This is a genomic window from Arthrobacter melezitosi (assembly GCF_054511055.1).
Genome location: NZ_JBTNDJ010000007.1, coordinates 110082 through 125921 on the forward strand (window position 1 = coordinate 110082; position 15840 = coordinate 125921).

General features: G+C 68.3%; 10 protein-coding genes. 4 read left to right on the plus strand and 6 right to left on the minus strand.

Annotated elements, in window-relative coordinates; genetic code table 11:
* Positions 1–24: 24 nt before the first annotated feature.
* A complete protein-coding gene (locus tag ACX80W_RS09940) occupies positions 25–1212 on the minus strand; it encodes an NAD(P)/FAD-dependent oxidoreductase (RefSeq protein WP_459282797.1) in 1188 nt (395 codons plus the stop codon).
* Between the two features lie 210 nt (positions 1213–1422).
* Between ACX80W_RS09940 and ACX80W_RS09945 the strand changes: the two genes are divergently transcribed.
* Genes ACX80W_RS09945 through ACX80W_RS09960 form a run of 4 tightly spaced genes read left to right on the plus strand, consistent with a single transcriptional unit; the run spans position 1423 to position 7121 of the window.
* A complete protein-coding gene (locus ACX80W_RS09945) occupies positions 1423–1773 on the plus strand; it encodes a bifunctional 3-phenylpropionate/cinnamic acid dioxygenase ferredoxin subunit (protein WP_459282799.1) in 351 nt (116 codons plus the stop codon).
* 31 nt (positions 1774–1804) lie between these two features.
* Positions 1805–3697 carry a BCCT family transporter gene (locus ACX80W_RS09950; RefSeq protein WP_459282801.1) on the plus strand — a complete coding sequence of 631 codons (1893 nt, stop codon included), beginning with the start codon at positions 1805–1807 and terminating at the stop codon, positions 3695–3697.
* Between the two features lie 8 nt (positions 3698–3705).
* A complete protein-coding gene (gene purU, locus ACX80W_RS09955; RefSeq protein WP_459282803.1) occupies positions 3706–4614 on the plus strand; it encodes a formyltetrahydrofolate deformylase in 909 nt (302 codons plus the stop codon).
* Between the two features lie 20 nt (positions 4615–4634).
* On the plus strand, positions 4635–7121 hold the full coding sequence (locus ACX80W_RS09960; RefSeq protein ID WP_459282804.1) for a GcvT family protein: 2487 nt from the start codon (positions 4635–4637) through the stop codon (positions 7119–7121).
* 96 nt (positions 7122–7217) lie between these two features.
* On the opposite strand, the gene ACX80W_RS09965 is transcribed toward ACX80W_RS09960, so the two are convergent.
* From ACX80W_RS09965 to betA, 5 genes are all read right to left on the minus strand, one after another.
* Complete coding sequence (locus ACX80W_RS09965; protein WP_459282805.1) at positions 7218–9530, minus strand: FdhF/YdeP family oxidoreductase; 2313 nt, start codon at positions 9528–9530, stop codon at positions 7218–7220.
* A 73-nt stretch (positions 9531–9603) separates the two neighbouring features.
* Positions 9604–10692 (minus strand): S-(hydroxymethyl)mycothiol dehydrogenase, encoded by a 1089-nt coding sequence (locus ACX80W_RS09970; protein ID WP_459282806.1) that lies wholly within the window; start codon positions 10690–10692, stop codon positions 9604–9606.
* Between the two features lie 81 nt (positions 10693–10773).
* Positions 10774–12345 carry an APC family permease gene (locus tag ACX80W_RS09975; protein ID WP_459282807.1) on the minus strand — a complete coding sequence of 524 codons (1572 nt, stop codon included), beginning with the start codon at positions 12343–12345 and terminating at the stop codon, positions 10774–10776.
* 147 nt (positions 12346–12492) lie between these two features.
* Positions 12493–13998 (minus strand): aldehyde dehydrogenase family protein, encoded by a 1506-nt coding sequence (locus tag ACX80W_RS09980; RefSeq protein WP_459282808.1) that lies wholly within the window; start codon positions 13996–13998, stop codon positions 12493–12495.
* Positions 13999–14023: 25 nt separating this feature from the next.
* Positions 14024–15700 (minus strand): choline dehydrogenase, encoded by a 1677-nt coding sequence (gene betA / locus ACX80W_RS09985; RefSeq protein ID WP_459282809.1) that lies wholly within the window; start codon positions 15698–15700, stop codon positions 14024–14026.
* Positions 15701–15840 lie beyond the last annotated feature (140 nt).

Sequence of the window (15840 nt, forward strand, 5' to 3'; positions counted from 1 at the left end):
ATGGCAGAACAACGAACGGAAACTTCAGGAAGCCAGCACGGCCCCGCTCAGGACGGGGGTGGCGACCAGGGAACGCCGCCACTTCGTGAACAGGCGCGGCTGGTTCATTCCGAGGACCGCGACCGGCCGCTCCCCGCTGTAGTAGACGGCGAGGAAGCTGTGCGCCGACGGGTCGCCGGCCTCGAGCACGAGGCGGTCGTGCCCGGTGATGTCACCGGCGAACTGCAGCTTGACGCCGTGCTGGTCGGACCAGAAGTAGGCGGGCCGGGTCGGCAGCTGGGCGGCGCCCGGGTCGAGCAGGGCGGCGACGGCCAGCGCCGGGCGCTCCAGTGCGCCGGTCCAGTGTTCGAGCCGCCGGTGGAGGTCGCGGGATCGATCGAACCAGGCGGCGCAGTCACCGACCGCGGCGATCCCCGGCACATTGGTGCGCCCCATGCCGTCGCAGACGACGCCGTCGCGGACCGCGATGCCCGAGCCGTTCAGCCACTCGGTGTTGGGCTGCGCTCCAATGCCGACGACGACGACGTCGGCCGGGACGTACCGCCCGTCCGCCAGCCGCATCCCGGTGACGTTGCCTTCGCTGCTGTAGAAGTCCTCAACCGTTGCCCCCGACAGCAGGCGCACGCCGTGAGCCCGGTGGAGCGCCGCGACGTGCGCCCCCATCTCCTCGCCCAGCTGCGCGGTGAACGGCACCGGTCGGTTATCGATGACGGTGACGTCCATGCCGCGGGAGGCTGCCGCCGAGGCCACTTCGGCGCCGACGAACCCGCAGCCGATGATCGTCAACCTGCTGCCGGCCACCAACTCCGGGGCGAGGCCCTGCGCATCGGCCAGGGTCCGCAGGGTGAAGACGTTGGAAAGCCCGGCGAGGGACGGAAGCGTCCGCGCCCGGGCTCCGGTCGCGAGGACCACGGCGTCGGCCGTCACGGCCCGCCCCCCCCTGAGGCGGACGGTGCGTGTGGAGCTGTCGAGGGCGACGGCCGACGTGCCGAGGATCCACTCTGCTTCCAGCTCGTCGAGGTCGGCCTCGAGGCCGAGGTCTTCCGCCGAGATGTTCCCCAGCAGGAAGTCCTTCGACAGCGGAGGCCGGTCGTAAGGCCGGTGCGGCTCGTCCCCCACGAGGACAAGGCGCCCGGTGAACCCCTGGTCGCGGGCTGCACGGGCAGCCGAGAGCCCGGCGAGGGATGCGCCGACTATTGCCAGCGTCTGCACGCGGATGCCTTTCCGTTCATTGCGTAATACGCAACGCTAATCGTCATACGGAACACTGTGAGTCACGTCACGGTGAGTGTCAAGAGGGCGAATGGCAACTCTTGACATCGGGTGTGACCTAGAGCACTCTGTTGCATATCGCGGTCCCTGTTGATTCATAGGGAACAACCGGCCAACCGGGACCGCTTCTCGACGTAGAGAGGCCTCCCCATGCACAAGGCATGCCCCCTCAGTGAACTGGCCCGTGGTGAGGCCCTGCGCCTCGACACCTCGCCACCCATCGCCGTCTTCCACACGGAGGACGGCGAGCTTTTTGCCATCGACGACACCTGCACCCACCAGGACGCGTCGCTGGCGGACGGCTGGGTGGAGGGGTGCGAGGTCGAATGCCCGCTCCACGCGTCGAAGTTCGATCTGCGGTCGGGCCGGGTGGACGCCCCGCCGGCCAAGCTCCCCGTGCGCGTCCACGAAGTATCGGTCATCGACGGCGACATCATGATCACTGAGTCGAGCGATGCTCCCAACCTGCCACCCGGACTGACCATCGACGGCCACGTCTGACCCCGCGCGCCTCCATTCATAAGGACAAGCCATGGCAACCAGCAACGAAACCCCGGTCGAGACTGACACGGCAACCGGGGTTCCTGCCAGCTCCGCGCCCCCCACCCCTCCAACGCCGCTGCCGCCCATCGACGACAACGAGCGGATCCTCGACGAACTGCAGCAGAGCGCCGGACGGTCCGAAGCCACGGCGGCCCGGCCCGCGCTTCCGCCGGGACTCGACAAGGTGATCTTCGGGGTCACCGGCGTGCTCGCCCTGGCCTTTGTCCTGTGGGGCTTCCTCGGTACCGAAAGCATGGCGACCACCTCCCAGACGGCACTGAACTGGGTCATGCAGAACACGGGCTGGCTCTTCATCACCCTCGCGTCCCTTTTCGTGGTGTACGTGCTGTGGCTGGCGCTGGGCCGCTTCGGAAACATTCCCCTCGGCAAGGACGGCGAAAGGCCGGAGTTCCGCACCATCTCCTGGATCGCAATGATGTTCGCGGCAGGCATGGGCATCGGCCTGATGTTCTACGGGGTGGCCGAGCCGCTCTACCACTACGTCTCACCGCCGCCCGGAACCGTCGACGGGCAGACGCCGGCCGCCATCCAGACGGCCATGGCCACCTCGATCTTCCACTGGACGCTCCACCCCTGGGCGATGTACGCCGTCGTGGGCATCGCCATCGCCTACGGCACGTTCCGCCTCGGCCGCCGCCAGCTGATCTCCGCCGCCTTCACCTCGCTGTTCGGCCGCCGGACGGTCGAGGGCCCGGTGGGCAAGTTCATCGACATCCTCGCGATCTTCGCGACGCTCTTCGGCACCGCCGCCTCGCTGGGCCTCGGTTCGCTCCAGATCGGCAGCGGCCTCGCCTCCAACGGATGGGGCGGTGAGCTCGGCACGCCGATGCTCGTGGCCATCATCGCGGTCCTGACCGTCTGCTTTGTCGCCTCCGCCGTCTCCGGCATCCGGCGCGGCATCCAGTGGCTCGCCAACATCAATATGGTGCTGGCCGTCCTCCTCGCCCTGATTGTCTTTGTTGCCGGCCCCACCCTGTTCATCCTGAACCTGATCCCGGCGGCGATCGGGGACTACGCCCGCGACGTCGCCGAAATGGCTTCACGCACCGAGGCCGTCGGTGATGAGGCGCTGCGCGAGTGGCTGTCCGGCTGGACCATCTTCTACTGGGCCTGGTGGGTCTCCTGGACGCCGTTCGTGGGCATGTTCATCGCCCGGATCAGCCGCGGCCGCACCATCCGCCAGTTCGTCACCGGCGTCCTTCTCGTCCCGAGCATGGTCAGCGTGATCTGGTTCGGCATCTTCGGCGGAGCCGCCTTCGGCGTCCAGACGAAGGCCGACGCCACCGAGAACCCGGACGATGGGCTCGTCACCATCGTCGACGGCTCACCCTCGATCTCCTTCGACGGCGCCCTTTTCGACCTCCTGAGGAACCTGCCCCTCCCCGGCGTCATCGCCGCCGCGACAGCAATCCTGGCCATGGTGCTTGTCGCAATCTTCTTCGTCACCGGCGCCGATTCGGCCTCCCTCGTGATGTCCTCCCTCAGCTCCAACGGCACCGACCACCCGACCCGCGGCCTGGTCATTTTCTGGGGCGTCCTCACCGGGGCGGTCGCGGCGGTGATGCTGATGGCGGGAGGCGACGAACCGGCTGAGGCCCTCTCCGGGCTCCAACGGATCACCATCATCGCGGCCCTTCCCTTTGTCCTGGTGATGCTGCTGCTCTGCTTCGCCCTGACGCGCGACCTCCGCAGGGATCCGCTTTCGCTGCGGAGGCGCCTGGCCAGCTCCGTCGTCGAACGTGCCGTCCGCTCCGGAGTCAGCGAACACCGCGGGGCGCAGTTCGACCTCGTGACGAAGCATCAATGCGATGAGCGCTGTGCCACCGGCAGCCGCTGTCCCCTCAACGCCGAGATCCCCTAGGAGGATTAGTGACAACTGTTCTGGGAAACCGTCCCGCCGCCGCCGGCGCGGCGGAGCACAAGACGCCGACCGCGCAGTTCGTGCTGACCCTCGCCTGCCCGGAGCGCCCGGGCATCGTCCGGGCGATCAGCTGCTTCCTGGCCGACCGGGAGTTCGATATCGTCGAGCACCAGCAGTTCGATGACCATGTCAGCGGCAACCTGTACCTGCGCACGGCCTTCACCGGGGACTCCCCCGACGTCACCGCCGAGGGCCTCACCGAGGAGTTCGCGGCGGTCGCCGCGGAGTTCGGGATGGACTTCACCATCCACGACGGCCGCCCGCAGCGGGTGCTGGTGATGGTCTCGAAGTTCGGCCACTGCCTCAACGACCTGGTCTCCCGCTGGAAGGCCGGCAGCCTCGGCGCGGAACTCGCCGTCGTCGTCTCCAACCATGAGGACCTGCGACCCATGGCGGAGGCGGCCGGCCTGCCCTTCATCCACGTGCCGGTCACGGCCGACACCAAGCCGGACGCCGAGCGCATGCTGCTCGACCTGGTCGACGAATACGGCGCGGACCTGGTGGTGCTCGCGCGCTACATGCAGGTGCTCTCCGACGGGATGTGCACCGCGCTGCGCGGGCGCGCCATCAACATCCACCACTCCTTCCTGCCCGGCTTCAAGGGCGCCAAGCCCTACCACCAGGCGTACGACCGGGGCGTGAAGCTTGTGGGCGCCACCGCCCACTACGTGACCCCGGACCTCGACGAAGGGCCGATCATCGAGCAGGAGGTGTTCCGGGTGGACCACACCCAGGACGCCGACGCCCTGGTGACGGTGGGCCGTGACGCCGAATCGCAGGCCCTCGCCCGGGCCGTGCGGTGGCACTGCCAGCACCGGGTCCTGCTGAGCAACACCCGCACTGTCGTATTCCGCTGACGCCAACCAGGAGAACCTGAATGAACGCATCACCCCGAGTCGTCATCATCGGCGCCGGCATCGTCGGAGCGAACCTCGCCGACGAACTCGCCACCCGCGGTTGGAGCAACATCACCGTCCTCGACCAGGGACCCCTCCACCTCGCCGGCGGGTCGACGTCGCACGCCCCGGGACTGGTGTTCCAGACCAACCCGTCGAAGACCATGACTGAGTTCGCCAGCTATACGGTGAACAAGCTGCTCTCCCTGCGGGCCTTCGGGGCCTCCTGTTTCAATCAGGTCGGCGGACTCGAACTCGCCACCACCGAGGCGCGGCTGGCCGACCTGAAGCGCAGGCTGGGGTACGCCACCTCCTGGGGCATCGAGGGCCGGCTGATCGACCCGGATGAGTGCGAGAAGCACTACCCGCTGCTCAACACCGACACGGTGCTGGGCGGACTGTACGTCCCGACCGACGGTCTCGCCTCCGCAGCCCGTGCCGTCCAGCTGCTCATCAGCCGGGCCACCGAGGCCGGGGTGAAGTTCATCGGCTCCACTCCGGTCACCGGCGTCACCCAGTCCAACGGCAGGGTCACCGGCGTCGAGACCCCCGACGGCGTGATCCCGGCGGACATCGTCGTCTCCTGTGCCGGGTTCTGGGGTCGGGAGGTCGGAAAGCTGGTCGGCATGAAGCTGCCGCTGCTGCCGCTGGCCCACCAGTACGTTAAGACGACGGCGCTGCCCGGGCATGGCGCGCAGAACGAGCCCGGCGGTGCACGGCTGCCGATCCTGCGCCACCAGGACAAGGACCTCTACTACCGGGAGCACGGCGACCGGATCGGGATCGGCAGCTACGCGCACCGCCCGATGCCCGTGGACCTCGACACCCTCCCCCACGTCGGGGCGGACGAGATGTCCGAGCACCGCATGCCGTCGCGCCTCGACTTCACCGAGGCGGACTTCCTGCCCTCGTGGAAGGACAGCCAGGACCTGCTCCCCGCACTGCAGGGGGCGCAGATCGCCGAGGGCTTCAACGGGATTTTCTCCTTCACCCCGGACGGCGGCCCGCTCCTTGGCGAAGCGGCCGAGGTGGACGGCTTCTATGTGGCCGAGGCGGTCTGGGTGACCCATTCCGCCGGCGTGGCCAAGGCCATGGCCGAACTGCTCGTCGAGGGGCAGTCCCGCACCGACCTCCACGGGTGCGAGGTGACCCGGTTCGAGCAGGTGCAGACCAGCGACGCGTACGTCAGCGAAACCTCCCAGCAGAACTTCGTGGAGATCTACGACGTCCTCCACCCACTGCAGCCCCGGGAATCCCCGCGGGACCTGCGCGTCAGCCCGTTCTTCTACCGCCAGAGGGAACTTGGGGCGTTCTTCCTCGAGTCGGCGGCCTGGGAGCGCCCGCACTGGTTCGAGGCCAACCGGCCGCTGCTCGACGAGCTGCCCGAGGAATGGCAGGTGCCGCCGCGCGGGGAGTGGGCGGGCATGTTCCACTCGGACATCTCGGCGGCCGAGGCGTGGCGGACCCGCACCGCCGTCGGCCTGTATGACATGACGCCGCTGAAGCGCCTCGAGGTCAGCGGGCCGGGGGCGTTGGCGCTGCTGCAGCGGCTCAGCACCGGCAACATCGCGAAGAAGCCGGGCGCCGTCACCTACACCCTGCTGCTGAACGACGACGGCGGCATCCGCAGTGACGTCACCGTGGCCCGGTTGGGCGAGGAGAGGTTCCAGCTCGGCGTCAACAGCAATGTCGACCTCGAATACCTGCGGCGCGAGGCCCGGCAGCAGGCCGCCGACGAGCCCGGTGCGTGGGTTCACATTGCCGACATCACCGGGGCCACCTGCTGCATCGGGCTGTGGGGGCCGCTGGCCCGGGAGGTGATGGCCAAGGTCAGCGACGACGACCTCAGCAACGAGGAGCTGCGCTACTTCCGCGCCAAGGAGATCAGCGTCGGTGGCATCCCCGTCACCGCTATGCGCCTCTCGTACGTCGGTGAACTCGGCTGGGAGCTCTACACGACGGCGGAGCACGGGCTTCGGCTGTGGGACCTCCTGTTCGAAGCAGGCCAGGAGCACGGCATCGTCGCCGCCGGGCGCGGCGCGTTCAACGCGATGCGCCTGGAGAAGGGGTACCGGCTGTGGGGCGCCGATATGACCTCCGAGCACCACCCCTACGAGGCCGGGCTCGGCTTCTCGGTCGGCAAGGACAAGGAAGGCTATCGGGGCTGGGAAGCGCTCGCGGCCCGCCGGGAGGAACCGGCGGGCCGGGCCCTGCGCTGCCTCACCGTGGACGACGGCGTCTCGGTGGTGATGGGCAAGGAACCCGTGTTCGTTGAGGGAGAGGCTGCCGGTTACGTGACGAGCGCCGCCTACGGCTACTCGATCCGCCGGCCCATTGCCTACGCCTGGCTGCCGGCCACGGTCGATGTGGGCGACTCAGTGGAGATCGAATACTTCGGGGAGCGGGTGAGGGCCACCGTCGCTGCGGAGCCCCTGTTCGATCCCGGCATGGAGCGCCTGCGCGGCTGAGCCGCGCTGCGAATACCGCAGAGCGAAGGCCCCGCCTCCGGAAGGGGGCGGGGCCTTTGCCCTGCAGGGTGGGACGGTACCGGTGGGTGCGCCGGCTCAGTCCGACCCGCCGCCGTGCGGCTCGAACCGGACGAACATGGCCTTGAAGCCCGGTGTGTTGGAGACGCGGGCCACGTTCTCCCGGTGCACCAGCGCATTGGCCTCCGGGAAGTACGCCGCCGCGCAGCCCTTCGCCGTGGGGTAGGCCACCAGCCGGAACTTCTCCGCCCGGCGGTCGGCGCCCCGGAAGGTGCTCACAACGTTCACCAGGTCGCGGTCGCTGAACCCGAGGTCGGCGAGGTCCTCGGGGTGGACGAGGATCACCCGGCGGCCGCCGGAGATTCCCCGGTAGCGGTCGTCGAGGCCGTAGAACGTGGTGTTGTACTGGTCGTGGCTGCGGAGTGTCTGCAGCACGAGGTGGCCCGGGGGCGGCGTGAGGTACTCGAGGGGGCTGACGGTGAACCGGCCCCGCCCGATATCCGTCCGGAAGGAACGGGTGTCGCGCGGCGGGTTCGGCAGCACGAATCCGTTCTTCGTGCGGATCCGCCGGTTGAAGTCCTCGAACCCCGGGATGACCCGGGAAATGTGCTCCCGGACGACGTCGTAGTCGGCCGCCATCGCCTGCCAGTCCACGCCGGAGTTCTCCCCGAAGACGGCGTGGGCCATCCGGGCGATGATCACCGGTTCGGCGAGCAGGTGCTCCGAGACGGGCTTGAGCCTGCCCTGGGTGGAGTGGACCACGGACATCGAGTCCTCGACGGAAAGGAACTGGGCGCCGCCCGGATGTTTGTCGTCGCGGTCCGTCCGGCCCAGCGTGGGCAGGATCAGGGAGGTCCGCCCGTGCACAATGTGGGAGCGGTTCGGCTTGGTGGAGATGTGGACGGTCAGCCCGACCCGCTGCATGCCGGCCTCGAGCGCCTCGGTGTCCGAACACGCGAGGGAGAAGTTGCCGCCCATCGAGACGAAGACGTCGACGGCGTCGCGCTCGAACGCCTCGATGGTTTCGACGGCGTCGTGCCCGTGCGCCCGCGGCGAGTCGATGCCGAACTCCGCATCGAGCGCCTTCAGGAGCCACTCCTTCGGTTTCTCCCAGATGCCCATCGTCCGGTCGCCCTGGACGTTCGAGTGTCCGCGCACCGGGCAGGCGCCGGCCCCGGGCTTGCCGAAGTTCCCCTGCAGCAGCAGGAGATTCACGATCTCCTGAATGGTGTCGACCGAATGCGGCTGCTGCGTGATGCCGAGTGCCCAGCAGAAAATCGTGGCCTTGGAGCGGATCAGCAGTGCCGCGGTCTTCTCGATCTCGGCGCGTGGGAGTCCGGTGGCGGTCTCCGTTTCGGCCCAGTCCAGCGTGCGGCGGGCCTCGCGGTACTGGTCGAAGCCGCTGGTCGAGTCCCGGACGAACTCAGCATCGACCACCGAGCCGGGGTTCCGGTCCTCCTCGGCAAGCAGCAAATGGCCCAGCGCCTGGAAGAGCGCGAGGTCCCCGCCGACCTTGATCTGCAGGAACTCATCGGCGAGCGCGGTGCCGTTGCCCACCACTCCGGACACCGTTTGCGGGTCCTTGAAGTTGAAGAGTCCGGCCTCCGGCATCGGGTTCACCGCCACCACCGTGCCGCCCTTGTCCTTGCATTCCTTGAGGGCTGACAGCATCCGCGGGTGGTTGGTGCCCGGGTTCTGGCCGACGACGAAAATCAGCTCGGCGTCGTGGATGTCCTCAAGGGAGACGGTTCCCTTGCCGATGCCGATCGTGGGATTCAGGGCGGAGCCGGAGGATTCGTGGCACATGTTCGAGCAGTCGGGCAGGTTGTTCGTCCCAAGGGACCGCGCGAACAGCTGGTACATGAAGGCCGTCTCGTTCGCGGTGCGGCCCGAGGTGTAGAAGACGCAGCGGTCGGGGGTGGTTGCCCGGATGTGCTCGCCGATGAGGGCGAAGGCGTCGGCCCAGGAGATCGGCGAGTAGTGGGTGTCGCCCTCACGGATCACCACCGGTTCGCTGAGCCGGCCCTGGTTCCCCAGCCAGTACTCCGTCTTACCCGCCAGCTCGTCGATCGAGTGCTCCGCCCAGAACCCCGCCCCCACCGTGCGGACCGTGTTTTCCTCGGCGATGGCCTTCACGCCGTTTTCGCAGAACTCGGCGGTCTTGCGTTTCTTGTCCGACTCCGGCCAGGCACAGCCCGGGCAGTCGAATCCGCCGCGCTGGTTCACGCGCAGCATCGACTTCACGGTGCGCGCCACCCCGGCCGAGGCGATGCCGCGGTCCAGTGCCACTCGAACGGCCTCGACGCCGGCGGCGGAGTCCTTGGGCGGGTGGACCTCGAGCTGCCCCTCGTCGATGTCGTCGACCGGGGCCGGGCGCCTAGTGAAACCCATCAGGCCACCTCACCGGCGGCGCGGATGTCGAGGGAGCAGGCGCCGGAGGTGACGAGGTGTTTGATCCGCACGCTCACGCAACCTCCACCACGGAGCGCAGCACCTTGCCCTCGTGCATTCGCCCGAACGCCTCCTCGACCTGGTCGAGGCCGATCCGCTCCGAGACGAACGCGTCGAGGTCGAGGTTGCCCTGCTTGTAGTGCTGGACGAGCATGGGGAAGTCCCGCGAGGGCAGGCAGTCGCCGTACCACGAGGACTTCAGCGCCCCGCCCCGGCCGAACACGTCGGCCAGGGGCAGCTCGAGCATCATCTCGGGGGTCGGCACGCCCACGAGCACGGCCCGCCCGGCCAGGTCGCGCGCATAGAACGCCTGCCGGAACGTCTCGGGCCTGCCGACGGCGTCGATGACGACGTCGGCGCCATGCCCGCCGGTGAGGGCGCGGATCGCCTCCACCGCGTCCTCGGCGCTCGAATCGACGCCGTGGGTCGCACCGAGGGCCTTCGCCATGTCCACCTTGTTGGAGTCGATGTCGACGGCGATGACCGTGGTCGCCCCCGCCAGCCGGGCACCGGCGATGGCGGCGATGCCCACCCCGCCGCAGCCGATCACCGCAACGGATTCGCCGCGGGCGACGGCGCCGGTGTTGATCGCGGCGCCGATGCCGGCCATGATCCCGCAGCCGAGCAGCCCCACGGCCGCGGGATCGACGTCGTCGTCCACCTTGGTGCACTGCCCTGCGGCGACGAGGGTCTTCTCGGCGAACGCCCCGATGCCAAGCGCGGTGGTCAGCACGGTGCCGTCCGCCAGGGTCATCCGCTGCGTGGCGTTGTGCGTGTTGAAGCAGTACTGCGCCTCGCCGCGCCGGCACGCCCTGCACTCACCGCACACGGCCCGCCAGTTGAGGATGACCCGGTCGCCCGGGGCAATGCCGGTGACATCCGGGCCGACGGCGTTGACCACGCCGCTGGCTTCATGGCCCAGGAGGATCGGGAAGTCGTCGGTGATCGCACCCTGCTTGTAGTGCAGGTCGGTGTGGCACACCCCGCAGGTGAGGATGTCCACCAGGGCCTCCCCCGGCCCGGGGTCCGGCACCAGGATCGTTTCGATCGACGCTGGAGCGTTCTTCTCCCGGACGACGACTGCCTTTACTTCGTGGACCATGGGCTGGGTGTTCCTTTCGGGAGCCGGCGCGGTGCCGGCGGCTGGGTTTCGGCGCGGTGGAAGTGGCCCGGTGGGGGCGGCCTAGCGGACGGCCTCGAGGTCGGTGCCGATGCCGTCGTCTTCCGGCGGAAGAACGGGGGCGGTGCCCTGCGGTGCGAGGTGCTCGGGCAGCACACCGGTCCGGTGGCGGATCCTGAACCGGTACAGGGCCAGGCCGCCCAAGATCGCGGCGCCGACGAACAGCACCCCGCCCCACTGGAGGTACCACTCGAACGGAGGAACGGAGTTGTAGATTTCCTGCCGCGGCCAGACGAGGTTCAGCATCATCGCCACTCCCCAGAGGACGGCAAGGATGTTCACCGGCAGCCCCCATTTGCCGAGGCTGAAGCCGGACCCGGCGCCGTCATCGGCCACCGGCCACTTCTTCTGCAGCCGCCTGCGGAGCATCGGCACGGTGACCAGCAGGTAGGAGAGGTAGATCAGGACGATGCCGATACTCGAGAGGATGGTGAAGATCGCCGGCCGGCCGATGTTGACGAGGAGCGGAACGATCGAGAGCAGGCCGATGACGATTGCAGCGACGGTCGGCGTCTTCCGGACCGGGTGGATCCTGCCGAGCTGCCGGCTGAACGGCAGGTTGTTGTCACGGGCCATGGCGAACATCATCCGGATGGCGGCGGCGTGGACGGCGAGCGTGCACACGGTGATGGCGATGACGATGCAGACCAGGAACGCCTTGCCGAACGGTCCGCCCAGCACCGAAAGCACGATGTGCTGCAGGCCGCCGTCCACGGAGCCGAGCTTGGGGTCGTCAACGTCCGGTGCGGCGAGGATGCCGAACAGGATGATCAGGCCGCCCAGGACGAAGGAGGCGGTGATCGCGCGGAGGATCGCCCGGGGCGCTGTGCGCTTCGGGTCCTTGGTTTCCTCGCCGAGGGAACTCGCGGTGTCGAAGCCGTACATGACGTAGGCCGAGGCCATGGCGGCGATCAGGAAGACGCCGAGGAAGCCCATCGGGTGCTCGGCGCCGAACCCCTTGGTTTCGAAGAGCACGCCGGGGCCGCGGACGACGTGCCAGGCCAGCGCGAGGATCAGCAGAACCGCGGCGAAGAGCTCGATGAAGACCCCGACGCTGTTGATCCGGGTCATCAGCTTCACGCCGAAGGCGTTGATCAGGGTGGAGATGCCGATCAGGATGGTGGCCAGGATGACCCCGTTGACGGCGTAGTCGTAGGGGCCGGTCCCGTCTCCCACCAGCTGGAAGCCGGACCAGATCTGCGGCATCGTGAGCTGCAGGGCGAGGGCGACGGCGCCGAGGGTCACGATCGAGGAGACGAGCAGCAGCCAGCCGGACAGCCAGGACCAGGTCCCGGTGCTGAGCCGCTTCGCCCAGTTGTAGACGGAACCCGCAACGGGGTACCGGCCGGCGAGTTCGGCGAAGCAGAGCGCGATCATCAGCTGGCCGGCGAAGACGATGGGCCAGGACCAGGCATAGGCCGGCCCGGCTGTCCCGAATCCGAAATAGAACAATTGAAAGACGCCGGTGAGGATTGAAATGTAGCTGACCCCGGCCGCGAAACTGGAGAATTTGCCAATGCTCCGGTCAAGCGTCTGGGTATAGCCGAATTCCTCCATGCCACTGGAATCGGCCATTCTGTTCCGATCTAACATCCGAGCTCCTAAGTTAAATAGCGCACGATGATGCCAGCCTGCGCCGTGGATCGGCGCTCGCCTCTTCCGCTTGAGGGTGCGGATGACCCCGCCGACCGGAGCCGGCCCTCCTGCGGGCAGACGTCCTTGTCAGCCCGCTTCCGCTGCACCGAACCAGCCGCTGGGGGCGGGCTCGATGTTCTGCCAGATGTGCTTGGTTTCGCGGTACTCAGCCAGCCCCATGAGTCCCAGTTCGCGGCCGTTTCCGGATTGGCCGAAGCCGCCCCACTCGGCCTGGGGGACGTAGGGGTGGTAGTCGTTGATCCACACCGTTCCGTGGCGCAGCGCCCCGGCCACCCGCTGGGCGCGGGACCCGTCGCCGGTCCAGACGGCGCCGGCGAGCCCGTACACGGTGTCATTGGCGAGGCGGACGGCCTCGTCCTCGGATCGGAATGTCTCGACGGTGAGCACCGGGCCGAATGACTCTTCCTGCACAACCCGCATTGAGGTGTCGCAGCCGTCGAGGATGGTGGGTGGGTAGTAGCTGCCCGCGGCCAACGCCGGATCATCCGGCAGGGTTCCTCCGCACAGGAGCTGCGCCCCTTCGGCGATGCCCGCCTCGACGTAGGCGTGGACCTTGTCGCGGTGAGCAAAGGAAATCAGGGGCCCGGTCTGGGCGTGTTCGTCGAAGGGGCCGCCCAGGCGGATCTTCCGTGCCCGGCGTGCCAGTTCGGTGACGAAGTCGTCGTGGATCGACTCCTCAATGATCAGCCGCGCACCGGCGGAGCAGACCTGGCCGGAATGGAGGAAGATCGCGGTCAGGGCGTTATCGAGTGCGGCTTCGCGGTCGGCGTCGGCGAAGACGATGTTCGGGTTCTTCCCACCGAGCTCCAGGGCCACCCGCTTGACGGTTCCGGCCGCGGATTCCATGACGCGTTTGCCGGTGGTGAGCCCTCCGGTGAACGATACGAGGTCCACCCGGGGGTCGGAGGTGAGGACGTCGCCGACGTCGGCCCCGGTGCCGGTCACAAGGTTCGCGACGCCCGCGGGGACCCCCGCTTCGGTGAGCGTCTCCATCAGGAGCACCGCCGTTGAGGGGGTCAGTTCGCTGGGCTTGAGGACGAAGGTGTTGCCCGCCAGCAGGGCCGGTGCGACCTTCCAGGAGACCTGGAGGAGCGGGTAGTTCCACGGGGTGATCAGGGCGCAGACTCCGACCGGCAGGTGGACGATCCTGCTGAGGGCCGCGGGGTTGCCCGTGTCGATGACGCGTCCGCTGTCCGTTCCGGCGATGCCGGCGTAGTAGCGGAAGCAGGCGATGATGTCGTCCAGGTCGTATTCCGCTTCGACGTACCGCTTGCCGGTGTCCAGGGCTTCGGCACGGGCGTATTCGGCCTTGTCCCTCTCCAGCAGGTCGGCGACGCGCCCGAGGATCCGCCCGCGGTCCCTTTCCGGGGTCCGGGGCCAGCCGCCATCGTCGAACGCCCTGCGCGCGCTGGCGACCGCCGCTTCGGCGTCGGGCGCTGTCGCCGCGGCGACGACGGCCACGGTGCTGCCGTCGGCCGGGTTGCTGATCGAGCGCGTCCGTCGGGTGCTGGGCTGCGCCCATTCACCGCCGACGTAGATTCCGCGCAGGAGCTGGGTCTGGATCTCGGTCATTTTTTCTCCTTCGGCACCGGGCCGGTCAGCTGCGGGCCAGGGGGCTGATGCCGTGGCGGTAGAACTCGGTGTGCTGCGGGGCAAGCGGGGTGTTGCCGAGGATCAGGTCGGCCGCCTTCTCCGCCAGCATCATCACGGGCGCGTAGATGTTGCCGTTGGTGACGTAGGGCATCGCCGACGCATCGACAACCCGGAGCCCCTCGGTGCCATGGACCTTCATGCTGAGCGGATCCACCACCGCCATCGGGTCCGAATCCGGCCCCATCTTCGCCGTGCAGGAGGGGTGAAGGGCGGTCTCCGCGTCACGGGCCACCCACTCGAGGATCTCCGCGTCGGTGCGCACCGCCGGGCCGGGGGACATTTCGCCACCGTTGAACCGGCCCATCGCGGGCCGGCCCAGGATGTCGCGGGCCACCTGCACCGCCTCGACCCACTCCCGGCGGTCCTGGTCGGTGGAGAGGTAGTTGAACAGCAGGGACGGGTGGACGGTCGGGTCCGTCGACCGAATCTTCAGGCTGCCGCGCGCATCGGAGTACATGGGGCCGATGTGCACCTGGTAGCCGTGTTTGGCCTCGGCTTTCTGGCCGTCGTACCGCACCGCGACCGGAAGGAAGTGGAACATGAGGTTCGGGTAGGCGACCTCGTCGTTCGAGCGGACGAAGCCTCCCCCTTCGAAGTGGTTCGTGGCGGCCGGTCCGGTGCGTCCGAGCAGCCACTGGAGCCCGATGAATGGGTAGCGCCACAGGCTGAGGTTGGGCTGCATCGAGACCGGTTCGGTGCACGCGTGCTGGATGTACACCTCAAGGTGGTCCTGGAGGTTCTCCCCAACGCCGGGCAGATCGGCGACGGTCGGAATCCCGAACGATCCAAGGTGCCGGCTGTCGCCCACGCCGGAGAGCTGCAGCAGCTGGGGGGTGTTGATGGCTCCGCCGGCGAGGATGACCTCGCCCGCGTTCACGGTGGAGAGGCGGCCGTTCCTGCGGTAGGTGACGCCCGTTGCCACGTTTCCGCTGAAGTTCACCTTCGTGACGAAGGCCCGCGTCCGCACGGTGAGGTTTCTGCGGCGGAGCTCCGGGCGGAGGTAGGCCCGGGAAGCGGAGAGCCGCTGGCCCTTGTGGACGTTCCGGTCGAAGGCGGCGAAACCTTCCTGCCGGTAACCGTTGACGTCGTCGGTGAGCGGGTAGCCCGCTTCCTGGGCCGCCTCGAAGAACGCCTGGAACAGTGGGTTGGTCGCCGGTCCGCGCTCGAGCTTGAGCGGCCCGGAATGGCCGCGCAGGTCATCGTCGGCGTCGGCGGCCAGCGCGGTTTCCATCCGGTTGAAATAGGGCAGGCAGTGGGCGAAGTCCCAGGTGTCCATCCCCGGGTCGGCTCCCCAGCGTTCGTAGTCCAGCGGGTTGCCGCGCTGGAAGATCATGCCGTTGATCGAACTCGATCCCCCAAGCACCTTGCCGCGGGCATGCGCAATGCGGCGGCCCCCCATGTGCGGCTCGGGGTCGGACTGGTAGCGCCAGTCATAGAACGGATTGCCGCTGGGGAAGGTGAGGGCGGCCGGCATCTGGATGAACAGGTCCCACGGGTAGTCACTGCGTCCTGCCTCAAGCACCAGCACGGTCCGGTCGCCACCGGCGCTCAATCGGTTCGCGAGCGCCGACCCGGCGCTCCCACCGCCGACGATGACATAGTCGTAACCGGTTTCTGTCATGATGCAAAGACTCCTCGTACGTCGTCGGACCCGCGCATGGCATCGAATTGCGTAATACACAACTCGATGCATAATGCGCTCTTCGCAAAATATGACAGGGATCACATTTTGTGTCAACAGGTCCCCGTGCGCGCGGGTCG

Excerpts from the sequence above, each read along its gene's own strand:
- ACX80W_RS09945 (WP_459282799.1), top strand. The coding sequence starts at position 1,423 with ATGCACAAGGCATGCCCCCTCAGTGAACTGGCCCGTGGTGAGGCCCTG.
- ACX80W_RS09960 (WP_459282804.1), top strand. The coding sequence starts at position 4,635 with ATGAACGCATCACCCCGAGTCGTCATCATCGGCGCCGGCATCGTCGGA.
- ACX80W_RS09970 (WP_459282806.1), bottom strand. The coding sequence starts at position 10,692 with ATGGTCCACGAAGTAAAGGCAGTCGTCGTCCGGGAGAAGAACGCTCCA.
- ACX80W_RS09950 (WP_459282801.1), top strand. The coding sequence starts at position 1,805 with ATGGCAACCAGCAACGAAACCCCGGTCGAGACTGACACGGCAACCGGG.
- ACX80W_RS09965 (WP_459282805.1), bottom strand. The coding sequence starts at position 9,530 with ATGGGTTTCACTAGGCGCCCGGCCCCGGTCGACGACATCGACGAGGGG.
- ACX80W_RS09980 (WP_459282808.1), bottom strand. The coding sequence starts at position 13,998 with ATGACCGAGATCCAGACCCAGCTCCTGCGCGGAATCTACGTCGGCGGT.
- ACX80W_RS09975 (WP_459282807.1), bottom strand. The coding sequence starts at position 12,345 with ATGGCCGATTCCAGTGGCATGGAGGAATTCGGCTATACCCAGACGCTT.
- betA (WP_459282809.1), bottom strand. The coding sequence starts at position 15,700 with ATGACAGAAACCGGTTACGACTATGTCATCGTCGGCGGTGGGAGCGCC.